This is a genomic window from Nostoc sp. KVJ3 (assembly GCF_026127265.1).
GTDB lineage: Bacteria > Cyanobacteriota > Cyanobacteriia > Cyanobacteriales > Nostocaceae > Nostoc.
Genome location: NZ_WWFG01000002.1, coordinates 2611476 through 2625995 on the forward strand (window position 1 = coordinate 2611476; position 14520 = coordinate 2625995).

Annotated in this window: 17 protein-coding genes and 1 pseudogene; 6 read left to right on the forward strand and 12 right to left on the reverse strand. The window is 42.7% G+C overall.

All coding sequences use genetic code 11. The features are described from left to right. Positions 1-29: 29 nt before the first annotated feature. Entirely contained in the window at positions 30-3230 is a 3201-nt protein-coding gene (locus GTQ43_RS27115) for a UPF0182 family protein (RefSeq protein ID WP_265275775.1), read from the forward strand. A gap of 111 nt (positions 3231-3341) precedes the next feature. After that, a complete protein-coding gene (locus tag GTQ43_RS27120) occupies positions 3342-3524 on the forward strand; it encodes a hypothetical protein (protein WP_265275776.1) in 183 nt (60 codons plus the stop codon). A 190-nt stretch (positions 3525-3714) separates the two neighbouring features. Here the strand turns inward: GTQ43_RS27120 and GTQ43_RS27125 are convergent, their stop codons facing one another. From GTQ43_RS27125 to GTQ43_RS27140, 4 genes are all read right to left on the reverse strand, one after another. After that, positions 3715-4182, reverse strand: coding sequence for a hypothetical protein (locus GTQ43_RS27125; protein WP_265275777.1), 468 nt, complete (start codon positions 4180-4182; stop codon positions 3715-3717). 220 nt (positions 4183-4402) lie between these two features. Then, positions 4403-4705 (reverse strand): hypothetical protein, encoded by a 303-nt coding sequence (locus tag GTQ43_RS27130; RefSeq protein ID WP_265275778.1) that lies wholly within the window; start codon positions 4703-4705, stop codon positions 4403-4405. 378 nt (positions 4706-5083) lie between these two features. Continuing rightward, positions 5084-5644, reverse strand: a complete 561-nt coding sequence (locus GTQ43_RS27135) for an SH3 domain-containing protein (protein WP_265276561.1) — start codon at positions 5642-5644, stop codon at positions 5084-5086. Positions 5645-5756: 112 nt separating this feature from the next. Continuing rightward, positions 5757-7268: an AAA family ATPase gene (locus GTQ43_RS27140; protein WP_265275779.1), complete on the reverse strand. Its 1512-nt coding sequence runs from the start codon at positions 7266-7268 to the stop codon at positions 5757-5759. Positions 7269-7541: 273 nt separating this feature from the next. Here GTQ43_RS27140 and GTQ43_RS27145 point away from each other — a divergent pair, with 273 nt between their 5' ends. From GTQ43_RS27145 to GTQ43_RS27155, 3 genes are all read left to right on the forward strand, one after another. Beyond that, a complete protein-coding gene (locus GTQ43_RS27145) occupies positions 7542-7835 on the forward strand; it encodes a type II toxin-antitoxin system HicB family antitoxin (RefSeq protein ID WP_265275780.1) in 294 nt (97 codons plus the stop codon). Continuing rightward, on the forward strand, positions 7832-8269 hold the full coding sequence (locus GTQ43_RS27150) for a type II toxin-antitoxin system VapC family toxin (protein ID WP_265275781.1): 438 nt from the start codon (positions 7832-7834) through the stop codon (positions 8267-8269). The genes GTQ43_RS27145 and GTQ43_RS27150 overlap by 4 nt, the downstream gene beginning before the upstream one ends. Before the next feature lie 107 nt (positions 8270-8376). Next, entirely contained in the window at positions 8377-8637 is a 261-nt protein-coding gene (locus tag GTQ43_RS27155; protein ID WP_265275782.1) for a hypothetical protein, read from the forward strand. Positions 8638-8640: 3 nt separating this feature from the next. Here GTQ43_RS27155 and GTQ43_RS27160 read toward each other — a convergent pair whose 3' ends face one another. Continuing rightward, positions 8641-9036, reverse strand: coding sequence for a hypothetical protein (locus GTQ43_RS27160; RefSeq protein ID WP_265275783.1), 396 nt, complete (start codon positions 9034-9036; stop codon positions 8641-8643). A gap of 354 nt (positions 9037-9390) precedes the next feature. On the opposite strand from GTQ43_RS27160, the gene GTQ43_RS27165 reads away from it, so the two are divergent. Further along, positions 9391-9831: a putative toxin-antitoxin system toxin component, PIN family gene (locus tag GTQ43_RS27165; protein WP_265275784.1), complete on the forward strand. Its 441-nt coding sequence runs from the start codon at positions 9391-9393 to the stop codon at positions 9829-9831. Positions 9832-10034: 203 nt separating this feature from the next. Here the strand turns inward: GTQ43_RS27165 and GTQ43_RS27170 are convergent, their stop codons facing one another. From GTQ43_RS27170 to GTQ43_RS27200, 7 genes and pseudogenes are all read right to left on the reverse strand, one after another. Then, positions 10035-10553, reverse strand: coding sequence for a YceD family protein (locus GTQ43_RS27170; RefSeq protein ID WP_265275786.1), 519 nt, complete (start codon positions 10551-10553; stop codon positions 10035-10037). A 140-nt stretch (positions 10554-10693) separates the two neighbouring features. Further along, the gene (locus GTQ43_RS27175) at positions 10694-11224 is read right to left on the reverse strand and encodes a protein jag (protein ID WP_265275787.1); all 531 of its coding nucleotides are present in this window, start codon (positions 11222-11224) and stop codon (positions 10694-10696) included. Continuing rightward, on the reverse strand, positions 11221-12372 hold the full coding sequence (gene yidC, locus GTQ43_RS27180) for a membrane protein insertase YidC (protein WP_265275788.1): 1152 nt from the start codon (positions 12370-12372) through the stop codon (positions 11221-11223). Before yidC ends, GTQ43_RS27175 begins: the two co-directional genes overlap by 4 nt. Positions 12373-12535: 163 nt before the next feature. Beyond that, the gene (locus tag GTQ43_RS27185) at positions 12536-12934 is read right to left on the reverse strand and encodes a PH domain-containing protein (protein ID WP_265276562.1); all 399 of its coding nucleotides are present in this window, start codon (positions 12932-12934) and stop codon (positions 12536-12538) included. Further along, positions 12923-13336 (reverse strand): annotated as a pseudogene (gene rnpA, locus GTQ43_RS27190) (ribonuclease P protein component); the annotation flags it as partial. The pseudogene rnpA and the gene GTQ43_RS27185, both read right to left, overlap by 12 nt. 26 nt (positions 13337-13362) lie before the next feature. Continuing rightward, positions 13363-13497, reverse strand: coding sequence for a 50S ribosomal protein L34 (rpmH, locus tag GTQ43_RS27195; protein WP_012408291.1), 135 nt, complete (start codon positions 13495-13497; stop codon positions 13363-13365). 104 nt (positions 13498-13601) lie between these two features. Next, positions 13602-14114, reverse strand: coding sequence for a DUF2808 domain-containing protein (locus GTQ43_RS27200; RefSeq protein WP_265275789.1), 513 nt, complete (start codon positions 14112-14114; stop codon positions 13602-13604). Positions 14115-14520: the final 406 nt, after the last annotated feature.

Genomic DNA, 14520 nt, shown 5'->3' on the forward strand with positions numbered 1-14520 from the left:
CCGTCGTAGACATCTTAAATTACATATCAATGTATTGGAAATGGGGCTTTAGACTATTAATTGGATTTTTCGGTCTGTGGCTACTCTTGGATATGGGTTCCCACTTGGGTGCAGATATTTTTTGGTTTCAGGAAGTCGGCTATCTCCAAGTATTTCTGATGAGAGTGGTGACTTGTGGTGTTTTGTGGGTACTCGTGGCTGGGATAACTGCTACCTATCTACTGCTAAACCTTGCTTTAGCAAAACGACTAAAATATCCCCCTTCTTTAAAGATTGAGTCAGCAAAACTAGGTAGTGAATTAACAAGTTTTCTCAGTCCTAATTATCCGGGATGTAATGAAACCCCGATACTTGCACCGCAAGGCTTTCAACCATTAAAATTACGCTGGTTATTACCGCTAACTCTCGTACTGAGCTTGTTAATCGGGTTGATGATGGCTCACTATGGGCAAATTGCTCTTTTCTACTGGCATTCTCCAGTTAATTTAACGATTCCCGCGCTATTTAGACCAGAGACAATCTGGCAACTGTTGAAGCAGATTGTCTCTCAAGTCTGGTATCTCGGTTTCATTGCGGGAGTAGCGATCGCAATTCTAATTTACCCCGAATTTTTCCTAAGTGCGATCGCAGTTTTGTTCAGTCTCATTTTTGCGTTTATCATATCCCAAAACTGGCCAAAGGTGCTGCAATATTTTCACCCGACTCTTTTCAACAGCACCGAGCCTTTATTTGGTGAAGATATCAGCTTTTACATATTTTCCTTACCCCTTTGGGAACTGTTAGAACTCTGGCTGATGGGATTATGTTTGTATGGCTTCGTCGCTGTTACTCTCACTTATCTAATGTCAGCAGACAGTTTGAGTCAGGGGATTTTTCCTGGTTTTTCACCCCAGCAGCAACGCCATTTATTCGGTATGGGTGGCTTGTTGATGTTGGTAGTGGCTTTGAGTTATTGGCAAAGTCGCTATGAATTGGTGTATTCTAGCCGTGGTGTCAGTTATGGTGCTAGCTATACAGATGTGACAGCCCAGTTGCCAGCTTACACTGTGTTGTGCGTTATGGCAGTAGCGATCGCCTTTTACCTACTTGGACGAACGCTTTTTTGGAAACCCAAATCTCAGTATCGTCCCTTGGTTTTTTACGGGTTGGCGGTTTATCTAGTAATGGTTGCAGCCACTGATATTGTTCTACCTACAGTAGTGCAATATTTAATTGTCCAACCTAATGAGTTGCAGCGAGAGCAACCCTATATTCAGCGGACTATCGCCTTGACTCGTCAAGCATTTGATTTAGAAGCCATCGATACTAGAACCTTTAACCCCAAAGGGACATTAACTGAAGCTGATATTCAAAAGAATGACTTGACAATTCGCAATATTCGCCTGTGGGATCAGCGACCACTATTAGAAACTAATCGTCAGTTGCAACAAATTCGCCCCTACTATCGGTTTCCCGATGCCGATATTGACCGCTACATTCTCAAAACAGATTTAACTTCACCTCGACCAACTGCTTCCCAAAAGCCACTAGAACCGATTGAAAAAGAGGCAGGGGAGCAGGGAGCGGGGAGCAAGGGGGATGGAACAGAAAGGGATTCAACCTCATCTGTTGCGTTAGCTTCCCGAAGGGTACGAGAACTACTTAACAGAAGTAGGGGACTCAGACCCATGTTCCGCTCCGCTACACGGCAGGAGTCAGGGGTCATTCCCCCCCGCTCCCTGCCCCCAGCAAAGAGCCTCTTCGTTGAACCAACAGAACGGCGACAGGTACTCATCGCTGCACGAGAATTAGACTACAGTGCTGTACCACAGGAAGCTCAAACATGGATTAACCGCCATTTAATTTATACCCACGGCTTCGGATTTACTGTTAGCCCAGTTAATACAGTTGGGGCGGGTGGGCTACCAGAATATTTTGTTAAAGATATTAGCGGTGATAGTAGCGCCCTCACAACTGCCAGTAAAGCCATTCGTGACAGTATTCCCATTGGGCAACCCCGGATTTATTACGGTGAAATTACTAATAGTTACGTAATGACTGGCACAAAAGTGAGAGAACTAGATTACCCCAGTGGTAGTGATAATGTTTATAACTCTTACGATGGTCTGGGTGGCATTGAAATCGGTTCAGCATGGCGAAGGTGGTTATTTGCCATGTATTTGAAAGATTGGCAGATGGTGCTGACGCGGGACTTTTTGCCAGATACAAAGGTGCTATTACGGCGAAATGTTAAACAAAGAATTCAAGCGATCGCACCCTTCCTTAAATTTGACAGCGATCCCTATTTGGTAGCTGCTGCTGCTAATCAAGATTCCCCCAGTCATCCCAGTTATCTTTACTGGATTGTTGATGCCTACACAACGAGCGATCGCTATCCTTACTCAGACACTGGTAGCGATGGGATTAACTACATTCGCAATTCTATCAAAGTAGTGATTGATGCGTATCACGGCACTGTGAAATTCTATATTGCCGATCAGAACGATCCGATCATTGCTACTTGGTCGGCGATATTTCCCCAAATGTTCAAACCGCTCAGTTCAATGCCAGTAAATCTCCGCAGTCATACGCGGTATCCAGTGGACTTTTTCAAACTTCAATCTGAGCGATTGATGATTTACCACATGACCGACCCCCAGGTATTTTACAACCGGGAAGACCAATGGCAGATTCCTAACGAAATCTATGGCAGTGAACCCCGTCCGGTAGAGCCATACTATTTGATTACAAGTCTACCGACTGTAACTTTTGTTGACGCAGCTTCTCGGAAAGAAGAATTTATCCTACTTCTGCCCTATACTCCCAAACAACGGACTAATTTAATCGCTTGGTTAGCGGCGCGATCGGATGGCAAGAACTACGGTAGACTATTCTTATATGTCTTTCCTAAAGAACGCCTGGTTTACGGCCCAGAGCAAATTGAGGCGCGAATTAACCAAGACCCAGTAATTTCTCAGCAAATCTCCCTGTGGAATCGTCAGGGGTCAAGAGCCATTCAAGGCAATCTACTAGTAATTCCTATTGAGCAATCGCTGCTCTATGTCGAGCCAATCTATCTAGAAGCCACACAAAATAGCTTACCAACTTTGGTGCGGGTAGTCGTAGCTTACGAAAACAGAATTGTCATGGCACAAACCTTAGAACAAGCATTGCAGGGAATTTTTAAACCCGAAGTTACACCAGCCCCTCCGATTATCCGTCCCTTTGAAGAGGCAGCCCCGCGAGGTTAAGGGATTCTAAAACCCATAATAGGCGACAATAAACCATCGCTATTAACAAAATTTATTGCAACAGCCATAGTTTAATGCTTCAACATATTATGTAATGGACACTAAAAGTTAATGGACATGGTACAAAGTAACCAACTAGAGATTCGCCACATTAGTCCTGAAGTGAGGCAGTTGATTAAAATGTACGCCGATGTTAATAACTGTACGCAGTCTGAGATGTTGGAACGCATGATTTTGGAGTGGGATGCCCAACAAAGCGAGAGCGAACGACCGCCAGGAGACGAAGATGAATAGCTTTCTACTAGGAGTACTGCAAGAAAGAAAATGCCCAATTGTCGTTGCGAGCGAAGCGAAGCAATCCCAAGGGCTGCGATTGCTTCGCTTCGCTCGCAACGACAGGTTTTAGATCATTTATTTTTTGGAACACTCTAGAATAATTCGTAATAGAGCGTGCCGGAGGCTCTATTACGAATTATTTAGCTGTCTAGTTCAAGAAAAATTTTCTAGATATTGGATCTTGTTTGAGGGATTGAATAAAATCTCTCAACGTCATCATGCTACCCGTTAAGGTGAACTTAGGAGTACCATTTTGAGCGACAATTCTCACTTCACCATCTTGGATCTGAATCTTATTTTTAATGGTATCCCATAGAGTATCAAAGCTCTCATCGTCCTTACAACCATTGGCTTCAAGATATCTTTGGTATACTTCTGTTTTGAGTGCAAGTGCTTCTGCTGCTTGAGTCCGCGCTTCAAAGTGATTAACTACATCTTCGTAAGCACTCTTTCTCAGAATTTTATTTTCAGCCTGAACTTGCTCTAACTGACTTTTGACGGCTTGCAGTTGGGATGCTAAAGCAGCTGATTTATGGTATTCAAGTTTTAAGGCTTGCTTTGCATTGGCTAACAAGGTTTTATAATCTAGCTGATCTTGATCTTTTTCGGATTGCATTTTTATTTTATCGATCAACAGACTTCTGGTAATAAACTCCCGTCAGTTATATAACAAAAACTGGCGAGAGTTAATCGAGAGTTAATTAAATATCTTCTGTGTTATACCAGTTCTTTATGAAGATGCACATAATGAGTCCCCCCAACACATCGGGGGGACGGCGTAGCCGGGAGGTAAATATATGCAGCTTCACAAAGAAACGGTATTATCTGAGTATTAGTTATTTCACCAATAATGGTGATTCCGAGTGAGGATTATCCTGGATGCTACTCAGACAAACGCTAATGTGTGAGCGGATAGCTCGCTCATAAACTCCAGTTTGTTGAGTGCGTACTCCTACAGCTTGATATATTAAATTAATTTCGGGAAATTCAGACCAGTACATCAAAAAAATGTCTTTAGCTGGAGTAATAATTTCATAATTATTCTCTTGTCTTTTCTTTCTGAGCTTACAATTATTCAGTTGTAATTTCTGTCTGAATAGTTTTTCAAATTCTAGAATTAAATCTGAAGTAGTTTTCATGGTTTATACACGTTAAAACGTGTTAATTATGCAAAGACTATCTTGTGTATTACTCAGTATGACACTTCAGATACCTCTTACTATATAGTGTATCAGTTATTGGGTATTTGAAAGTCAGATGCTTATTTTTCTCTTCTCACGAATCAAAGAGAGGGCTAATTCCTATTCTACTGGGAACTGGGGATAGGAGACGTTGTGCGTACCAATATCCCCATTCGTTTAGCATTAGGAAAATATCGTTGTGGGCGGTGGCGAAGTTTTTTTCTATCACAGAGCTTTTATTGCGATTAGATGCTTTTTAGCTTATTTGCAAACAATACTAATTAAGCAGTCAGGGGGTTTGAGAGCAACTAAATTTATTTATGAGAAAGTTGTAAATTATTGTTCTTGCTCTGGTTTTTGTGTATCCTCTGGTTTATCAGGTTGTTTTTCATCAACTTTTTCGGTATTACCTGCCTTTACCCAACCTTCTTGTTCGCTACCTTCCAACCGGATCTTTTGCCAAGCTTTATCGTCACTTTCTTGCAAAATAATAATTTTTTGATTAAAACTAACTCCACCAACACGTTCAGCTTCTTGATTTGGTTGCGATCGCAAACTCAAGCCTTCACGCCAACTAACACGTCCCCGAGAAGCTCCCGGTGGTAATGGTTTTGCTGATGGGGTAGCCTTTGCTGATGCTGTGGGAGTGGGAGTAGGGGTTGGGCTGGAAGACGATTTAATAGGTGTCCCAGAGGTAAGAGTGGGTTTACCTCCTCCAAGCTCAGTTCCTTTTGGCGCTTGGGCTTTTACTGAGGGGCTATCGTTGGAAAAAACGGGTTTTGCAGGGGGTATACCGGTGCGATTCATGAAATAGAGTGCGACTGCAACGCCACCACCTACTAATACAGCGATCGCTAAGAAAAACCCAAGTATAAATTTTGTTAAGCCAGACAACATAGTTAAAACCTGATCGCCAGTGGTCAATAGTTAATAGTCAATAATAATTCATGAATTATTATTGACTAGCAATTATTAACTAACCAATTATTGTAACTGCCGTTGAATCCGTTTAAGTATTACGCCGGAGGCGATCGCTTAAAGGATTGTGTTTCGATGCTAAACGCGCTCTCCCCGCAGCCGCCCATTCTTGGAGTTGCTGAATTTGCTCTACGGCAGTTCGCGCCAAAGGTATAATCTGACTGGCTGCTTCTAAAATGTCATCGGTAGCAAAGTCACGGTTTTGGCTAAATCCAATATGCATCGCTTCAATTAAAGTTTGCTCAATCTCCGCCCCAGAAAAATCTGGTGTTTCATAAGCTAACCTCTCGATGTCATAACTTTTCAAGTTGTGGGGGCGCAATCGGGATAAATGCACATCATAAATTGCTTTTCTCTCTTCTTGGGTGGGCAATCCCACAAAGAAAATTTCATCAAATCGCCCTTTGCGGAGCATTTCTGGCGGTAAGGCTTGGATGTCGTTAGCGGTGGCGACGACAAAAACGGGTGAGCTTTTTTCGGCTAGCCAGTTAATAAAAGTACCAAACACCCGGCTGGCTGTTCCGGCATCACCTTTGCTACCAACTCCGGCAAAGGCTTTATCTATTTCATCAATCCACAATATACAGGGAGCGAGGGCTTCAGCTACTTGGATCATTTGCCGAGTGCGAGATTCTGATTCACCCACCAAACCACCAAATAATCTGCCCACATCCAGACGTAGCAAGGGTAAATGCCAGTGATGAGCGATCGCTTTTGCGGTTAACGATTTACCAGTTCCCTGAATACCCACCAACATTAAACCACGGGGGTGCGGTAATCCGTACTGCCGCGCCTTATCAGTAAATGAGCCTCCCCGACGGATCAGCCAGTCTTTCAAGTTATCCAATCCGCCGATATCAGAAATTTGCTCAGTGGCGGGATAGAAGTCCAAGATTTGGGTTTGGCGGATAGTTTGGCGCTTTTCTTCCAAAACCAGATCCACGTCTTCTGGTTGCAATTCTCCGTGAGTAGCGATCGCTTTTGCTAAAACCCGGCGAATCCGTTCCATCGAAAGCCCTTGACAAGAGCGTACTAAGTCATCTAAAACTTTGCCAGAAAGTGAGTTACCAGTACTTTGTAGTAAGCGTTCTACCTCAGTTTTAATTTCTGGAGCGGCTGGTAAGGGAAACTCGACGACTGTCAAAACTTCGGTTAAATCGTCAGGAATGGCGATGCGTGGCGATAGTAGGACAATATTTTTTGGTTGCGACTTGAGGAGTCGGGAGAGATTGCGGAGTTTGCGGGCGATCGCTACATCATCTAAAAAGCGATGATAATCTCGGAGAATCAATACAGCTGGCGCAGAAGCTGGTAATTTTTCGATAAATTCTAAAGCTTGTAGGGGGTTACGTCGCCCAAAGCCAACATCATTAGGGTTTCCCTGGTAGCCATCGACAAAATCCCAAGTATATACTGGGCGATTACCCTGGTTGGTTGCTTCTTCCCGGATCGCTGCTTCTACCCGTTCTTCCTCATAAGTGGGAATATAAATTAAGGGGTAGCGGGCGCGTAGCAGCAGTTTAAACTCTTCACGGAAGTTCATATTTGGCTGTGGTTATTTGTTCTTCTCTCATTGTTCAGCAAAATATTAGGCGAATAGAATTCACTGCTACACAAACAAAGTCCGCCTCCGTAGACTAACGAAAAATCAAGATTTTTATAATACACTTAGACGTAAACATTTCTGAACTACCTTTTTCGTTCATATCTCGGCTCAATGCCTATTTGCATCAGGTATTTGAGTTTTGATTAAGGCATAATTATGGAGAAAGTGAATCTAGTATCGCTGTCTATGAATCTTCAAAGAGTCACAAGTTTGAATAGGCTGTCTCTTCATGTTCTGGTTGAACAGGCATCCGAGGGGCATTTTATCGCGTCAGTGCCAGAGTTGCCTGATTGTGTAGCCGAAGCTGAAACCCGTTCAGATGCGATCGCGGCCGTACAAGAGCAAGTTAGAGTGAGACTGGCAAATATTGAGGTACTGATGCTAGAAGTTGCCAATAATCCTTGGACAGATTTTATTGGGATGTTTGAAGGAGATGATGAGTTTGCAACTCTTGCTCAGGAACTCCGTACTGAGCGCGAATTAGATATAAATAGTACTGTATGAGCCTTTGGGTGTTAGATACAGATCATGTGTCACTTCTATTAGAGCGACATCCATTCGTTAGCCGTCGGGTGTCAGAGGTGGGAGCAGAGGTAGCGATTTCTATTGTGACGGTTCAGGAATTGTTTAATGGTTGGGTGGTGAGAATTAATAGTGCGCGAAAAGTTGAAGATGTTGTGCGACTGTATGGAAAGTTGAGCCGGACAGTTGCTCTATTTGGACGGGTGAGGGTGTTGGATTTTGATGATTTTGCAGGTGAAACGTTTGTGCGATTGCGATTAGAAAATCCCACGTTATCGAAACAGCGATTACAGAAGGATATGCGAATCGCGGCAATTGCCTTGGCTCTTGATGCAGTTGTAGTGACGCGAAACTATCGAGATTTTTCTCAAGTGCCTTCTTTAAAGATTGAGGATTGGTCACGACAGGATGGATGATCATTGTTGACACAGCACCAAAGGGCATAGCCACCGTGGTGAGTGAATAAAATCTCATCTATATAGATAGCAATCGCTAGGAAAATACACCAAATGCCCAAAAAGTTATGGCTATTAACAGTTTGTGCTTTTATGTGCGTGTCCCAGCACGAGTTTTAGGATGCCTGCGTGGTGGTGAAATTACTGTTATCCTCTTTCCTGGGCATGGGTTAGTGCTAACAGAACCAATCCAAACCTATCTCATTCCTGAAAACTTGAGAATGCCCAATAGTGAGTTTGATGTGTTGTTCAAACATCCTGGTCGAGAGATGATCCGAGTCTTGCGTCACGACGAATTTTGTCCAGAAATCGATGCAAGCAATGAGTGAAGTTCAACTTATCTCAAACATTGGAGAATCGACATCTAAAAGCCAATTCTCATCAAGAAATTCTAGATTTTCATCATAAACAAGAACTAGCTCACCAATCTTTTGAGTATGATTATTTTGCGCTTGTGTGGCATCAACACCATCAGCTATAAGTGAAAACTTTAGTTGTAAAAAACGTTCTTGGTGAGTAACACCAATAGAACTGCTAACTAATTCGGCATCTAAGATACGAGGCAACGTAATTGTTTCATAATATTCATCTTGTTCATCCCAGTAACCGCACACTTTATAATCACCTTGGTTAAGATGCTCTTGAACAAGAATATTGACATCTAAATTTTCTAATATTTCAGTTAAATCTTGCCAGACTTGATGATTTTTTAATTCCAGTCTTGTCATATTCTATGGGTTTAATGTTCTGTTACCAAACCTGGGAAGGTTTTAGATTTAGTAAGGTAGGATGTATATACTCAAGTAAGGAATCCTTACATTTGATAGCAAAGACTAGGAGGCAAGTCATGCTCGCCAAGTTAACTTCTAAAAATCAACTAACGCTGCCTAAAAGTATTACTCGTGAAATCGGTGAGGCTGAGTATTTTGAGGTAAAGGTGGAGGGGGGCAAATTATTCTGACTCCTGTAAAAATTCATCGGGCTGATGCGGTTCGATCTAAGCTGGCGGATTTAGGACTGAGTGAGCAGGATGTGTCTGATGCAGTGGCTTGGGCGCGTCAATCGTAATAGTTTGTCCACGGGTGGTAATTGATACTAATATCATCATCTCGGCGCTGATATTTGGGAGCAGAGTATCTAGGCTTCGTTTGGCATGGCAGGACGATCTCTTCACTCCACTGGTTTCTAAAGCGACAACAACTGAGTTAATCCGAGTGCTGGCTTATCCAAAGTTGAAGCTCACGCCAACTGAGCAAGAAGATTTACTATCGGATTACATACTCTTTTGTGAAGCTGTCGCGATGCCCAGCCGCTTGCCTGTAATTCCTGAATGTCGCGATCCGTTTGATGTGCCTTTTTTACTTTTGGCTGTGGTAAGTGAGGCTGATTATCTCGTGACCGGCGATAGCGAAGCGCTGCCGCCAAAGGCGGATCGCGATTTACTCAGTCTAAAAGATAATTTTTCTTGCCCGATTATCACGGCTGAAGATTTTCTAAATGTTATTGATGGTCAGTCACCCTAATTTTTCTGGTGATGCCTTGTAAAAGTGTAATGTCGAGCCGAGATACAATACTAAACATAAACTTTCCGATCGCATCTTACAAGCCTCGTATATTTACCACCCATGCTGTCTTTGTCGAGTTAATATTCCCGAAAGCGATGCCTAGGTTGGTAAACTACGCACGGGCGGGAAATCACAGAATTTGAGGCATAAGCAATAGGCTATTAGCTCGGAAGTTGCTTTTTCAGTGCTTCCAGAGAAGCCCAACGGTTATCAACTGGAGTATCAGAACTATCAGAAATCTCAGCAGTACTACTTACAGGAATACCTGGACAATTCCTACTGCACAGTTGGCGCAGAGGTACTGCTAAACACATCTGCTCATACAGCCATTCATTGGGATAAAAATGACCATCGGGTGGTAGGGTTTCAAGCAATTCTTCCATAACTACTTCCCTTTCTAGGGGCAAGTCATTTACTTGATTTGCAGTTTCGTCTAACCAGATGATTTCTTTCGTATCAAGCCCTAAGCGGCGATTGTATTGCTGCAAGCATCGGTTGCAGGTACAAGTAATAATTGTTTCTGCCTGAGCGGATACTTCCAGGTAACTGCCATGATGCTGCACACGCACATGACCGCGAACTGGTGTTAATGTTTCCAGACCAGGCAGAAATTCCTCAACTTGAACTTCCTCTGTCCGCTCCGGGGCTTTAGTTAGCTGCGGAATATAAATTGCGTCCATAGGATTTGTGAGACATCCTCACGAAAATGAATGGTCATTATCAGCAATAATACTGATACTACATCTTTATTTTAGCTTTTAGGAACAAGAGAAATTTTGAAATTATATTGAGCTTTCAATTAACCCTTGTACAGACGCGATTAATCGCGTCTCTCTTCTTCCAAAGAAACTGGTCGCACAACCAGATGACGATGTGGCTCTTTGCCGCGACTGAAGGTTTCCAAATCTCCAAATTCCTTCAAGAAAGTATGGATTTGTCGCCTTTCAGCAGAACTGAGAGATTTGATTTCCACTTCTCTACCAGAAAAGCGCACTTCATCAGCTGCTCCTTCTGCTAATGCGCGAATTTCGGCTTCTCTTTTAACCCGATAGCCATTCAATTCAATGGTGTAAGAAGCTTGTTCCTCTGGGGGTTGGCTCAGGTTTAAAACCGAATTAGTTAGATACTGAATCGCATCTAGCACAGAACCATCAGTACCAATTAATACCTGGATTTGTTCTGTCGTCAGATTAGTTTGATCGATTGTCAACCAGTAATTATCTGGCTCTGGGGAATCGCTATCTTGAGATTGGGGAGTTTCTAAATGACCCTGAATCTCAGCAGGTACTCCAGTGAGTTCTAGCAGGGTTTTTAACCACTGCTGACCCCGCTGCATTGAAATATTGCTCATGATCCCCCTGTGGCCTTTTTCTTGGAACTTTTCGGTTCAAATGGCAATGCTTTTTGTTCTGTGACTACTGCTTCTTTCTCCTGAGTTTCTACGATTTTTTGGAGTTCTTCTGGTAGAGGTTCGCGGGAAAGAAGATAAGTTTGTGCGGTTTGGAAAATATTACCAATCACCATATACATCAGCACCCCGGCTGGTAGGGGGAAGAACAAAAACATCCCAGAAAAGATAACTGGAGTGATTTTGTTAACTGTATCTTGCTGCGGATTGCCACCACTGGAATTTTGCCCCGATAGCATTTGGCTTACATAAAGGCTGATTCCAAAGAAGACAATCATGGCGACAATATCCCAGTGAATTGTGCCATCTGGATCTTGTGCGCCAACCCTGCCTAAAGCATCAATGAATAAAAAGCCTTTTTCTGCTGCTAGTCCGGGGATTGTTCCTTGAATGCTAACTTCTCCCGGTTGCAAGGCTTCTACATTGCCCTCAGCATCAATTTTTATCCGTTCTTCGCCTTTGGTGATTTTCCAATCAGGAGTTAGCTTATTTTCTGGATGTTCTGCTAAAAGTACCTGAAAGGGTTTGCCCTCAACAGTCTGATATTGAATTTTAGTGTGTTCTCCAACGGCCAGTTTGCTACCACTGGGTAGGATTGCAGCTACTTTAACGTGTTCGCCATCAGCAACATAAATATTTTGGGGAGCAGTAGCAAAGGCTTGGGGTTGAATTTGCTCGATTTGTTCTGCGGGAAGGATTTGCAAGTTAACGCTGTAGTTTGCGCTTGCAAAAGGCGAACCCCGCAAAGTGGCAAACAGCGCTAATAAGACCGGCATTTGTACTAATAATGGAAAACAGCCTGCTAAGGGGTTGCCAAATTCTTTTTGAACATTGACCATTTCCTCTTGCTGCTTTTGCGGTTCATCCTTATAGCGCTCTTTAATTTCTGCCATCCGCTTCTGCATCAGAGGTTGTACAATTCGCATCTTCCGCATATTGCGAATTGAGCCAGCACTCAGGGGATAGAGCGCGAAGCGGACTATCAATGTCAAAGCAACGATCGCCAATCCGTAGCTCGGAAATATACCATAGAAGAAATCTATGATTGGCAACATCACGTTGTTCGAGAGAAAGCCGATACCAAAATCCATTATTCTGAATTCAACCTGAGGTACTGTAAACTGAATCTAATTTATCTAAATCATAAATTATGTGCGACTACCCTTCGCTACGGATAGCCGCACAATTAAATGGGAATTGGGCATTGGTAAATAACCAATAGTTTTTCTTCCCCTGCTCCCTGCTCCCTGCTCATCACTTGTTAGCAGTGGCGCTATATTCGGGATTTTTCGCAGCAATTCTTTCGTTAATGTAGTCATAGACTTCCCGGAATTTGGGAATTGCACGCAATTCGAGACGACTGCCGTTTTTTAGGGTTAGTACCATATCTCCCCACAAGCCAATGCCACGGGGGATTGTAACGACTTTGACAATTTCTGAGTAAATTATGTCAGTGCGATCGCGCCCTTGCCAACCTCCAATCACGGTAACTCGGCGATCGGTGATGCGGAAACGCAGCCACAATGCTCTGACAATTGCCCCAACTGTTAATGGTATCCCGACAATGGTTAGCCCAATTATCAGGTTGACAATTAAATCCCCAATATGGGGGCCACCTTCATAATAGACATCTTCACGAATTCCATCGAACACCTCAGCTTGTGCCAACAACTGCTCTAATTCTTGCAGAAATTGTGGGCTTACGCACTTAGATTCTGCTGCTGTGGGTTTGACAATGAACACTAACCGCCATCCTGGTGATAATTTGGGCAGTAAATTATATAAAGCAGAAGTAATTTGCCGCTTGATTCGGTTGCGAACCACTGCCCTTTTGCTAACTTTTGTACTTATGGAAATACCAATCCGCGTGCTGGCAAGAGTTCTTAAGTCAATTGCTTGTGTAGTCTGGGTGGCAGTGTCCAAAGAAGGTTTTCTTGAAAACAACGGCTTTAAGGCTCTCAATGTTAAGTAAGAGCCATTACGCCGAATTCCTTCGCGGAAAACTGCCTGAAAATCCTTGCGGGATTTTAGCCGATTTGCTTTAGGCAAAGCCACAGATACTCTTTTAGCTTAAATATGCCCTAAACGCTCAAACGGTGACGACCCTTTTTTCTCCTAGCCCTAATAACGTTTCTACCATCTGGTGTCCGCATTCTGGCGCGAAAACCAGAGGTTCTTTTTCTCTTACGGCTAGTACCGCCGAGTGTTCTTTTCATACTGTTCTCCTCTTAGGTGATTTTTATAAAAACTCACAATCTCTAATTGTATCACTTTTTTGGGGAATTGGGAATTGAGCATTGCTTACACCCACTCAGCACTCTTAATTGATGCTCAAAATCCATGTTCCCAGGTAGCGCAATAGTGGCACATCGCCAGGGGAAAGTACTTGACAGTTAAAGTAGTAAACTCCGCCGAAGGATGGGTTTTTCACGTTAGATAACACTACCTCAACTGCGCTACCTGCTGGCACTGGCTCTTGAGGAAAAATATTAATTAGCTTACCTTCTTTGTCCCACTTCACTTCAGAAAGCGGAACTGCTTTGCCTTTGACTCGGACTTCAATATTTTTCTGGTCAAAAGTTCCTTTGTAATAATCAGGGTAGGTAATGGCAAATTGACCAACTGCCAATTTCATCCTTTTCGCTGGAATTCTTAATATATATCGATCCCAACCATTAGCTTGTCCACCAAAATCTAATCGGAAGGGCAGTTGATTTTCGGCTTTTACACCACTAAACAGCGTAAATCCAGGTAAACTTTGTGCCCAAGTCAGGGCAGGAAATCCAGTCACTAAACAGGTAGTCACTGCTAAAGCAGAAAGTAAACGTCGCATAGTTAAGCTTCCTCCACCAAAAAATAAATCTGTTATCTAAAATAACTGTGTGTTAGTATTCGTTACTAAAGTTTACTACTCACTTCCTGACAATTGACGTTCAGTAACAACAAAAAGTGCCATCATCCCTAATGTTTGAACGACAGTAAGATTGCTTAGTAATAAATTTTACATATAATCAATTTGCTTTATTATCCTTATAGAATGCTGATTTGATGACTAGGTTAGTCAAATTTTGAACTAAATAGAAACACAGTTAGGATTTGATTGTGTTTCTAAATATGTATAAGTGTATCTAAATTTGAGAGTTTTGTTATAAAAATTGAGGGATGCCATCAGCGATCGCCAGTTAAGTTGGGCTAAATTGATTAAAATGAGTTGGAATCGAAGTCGTAATCATTAAAAT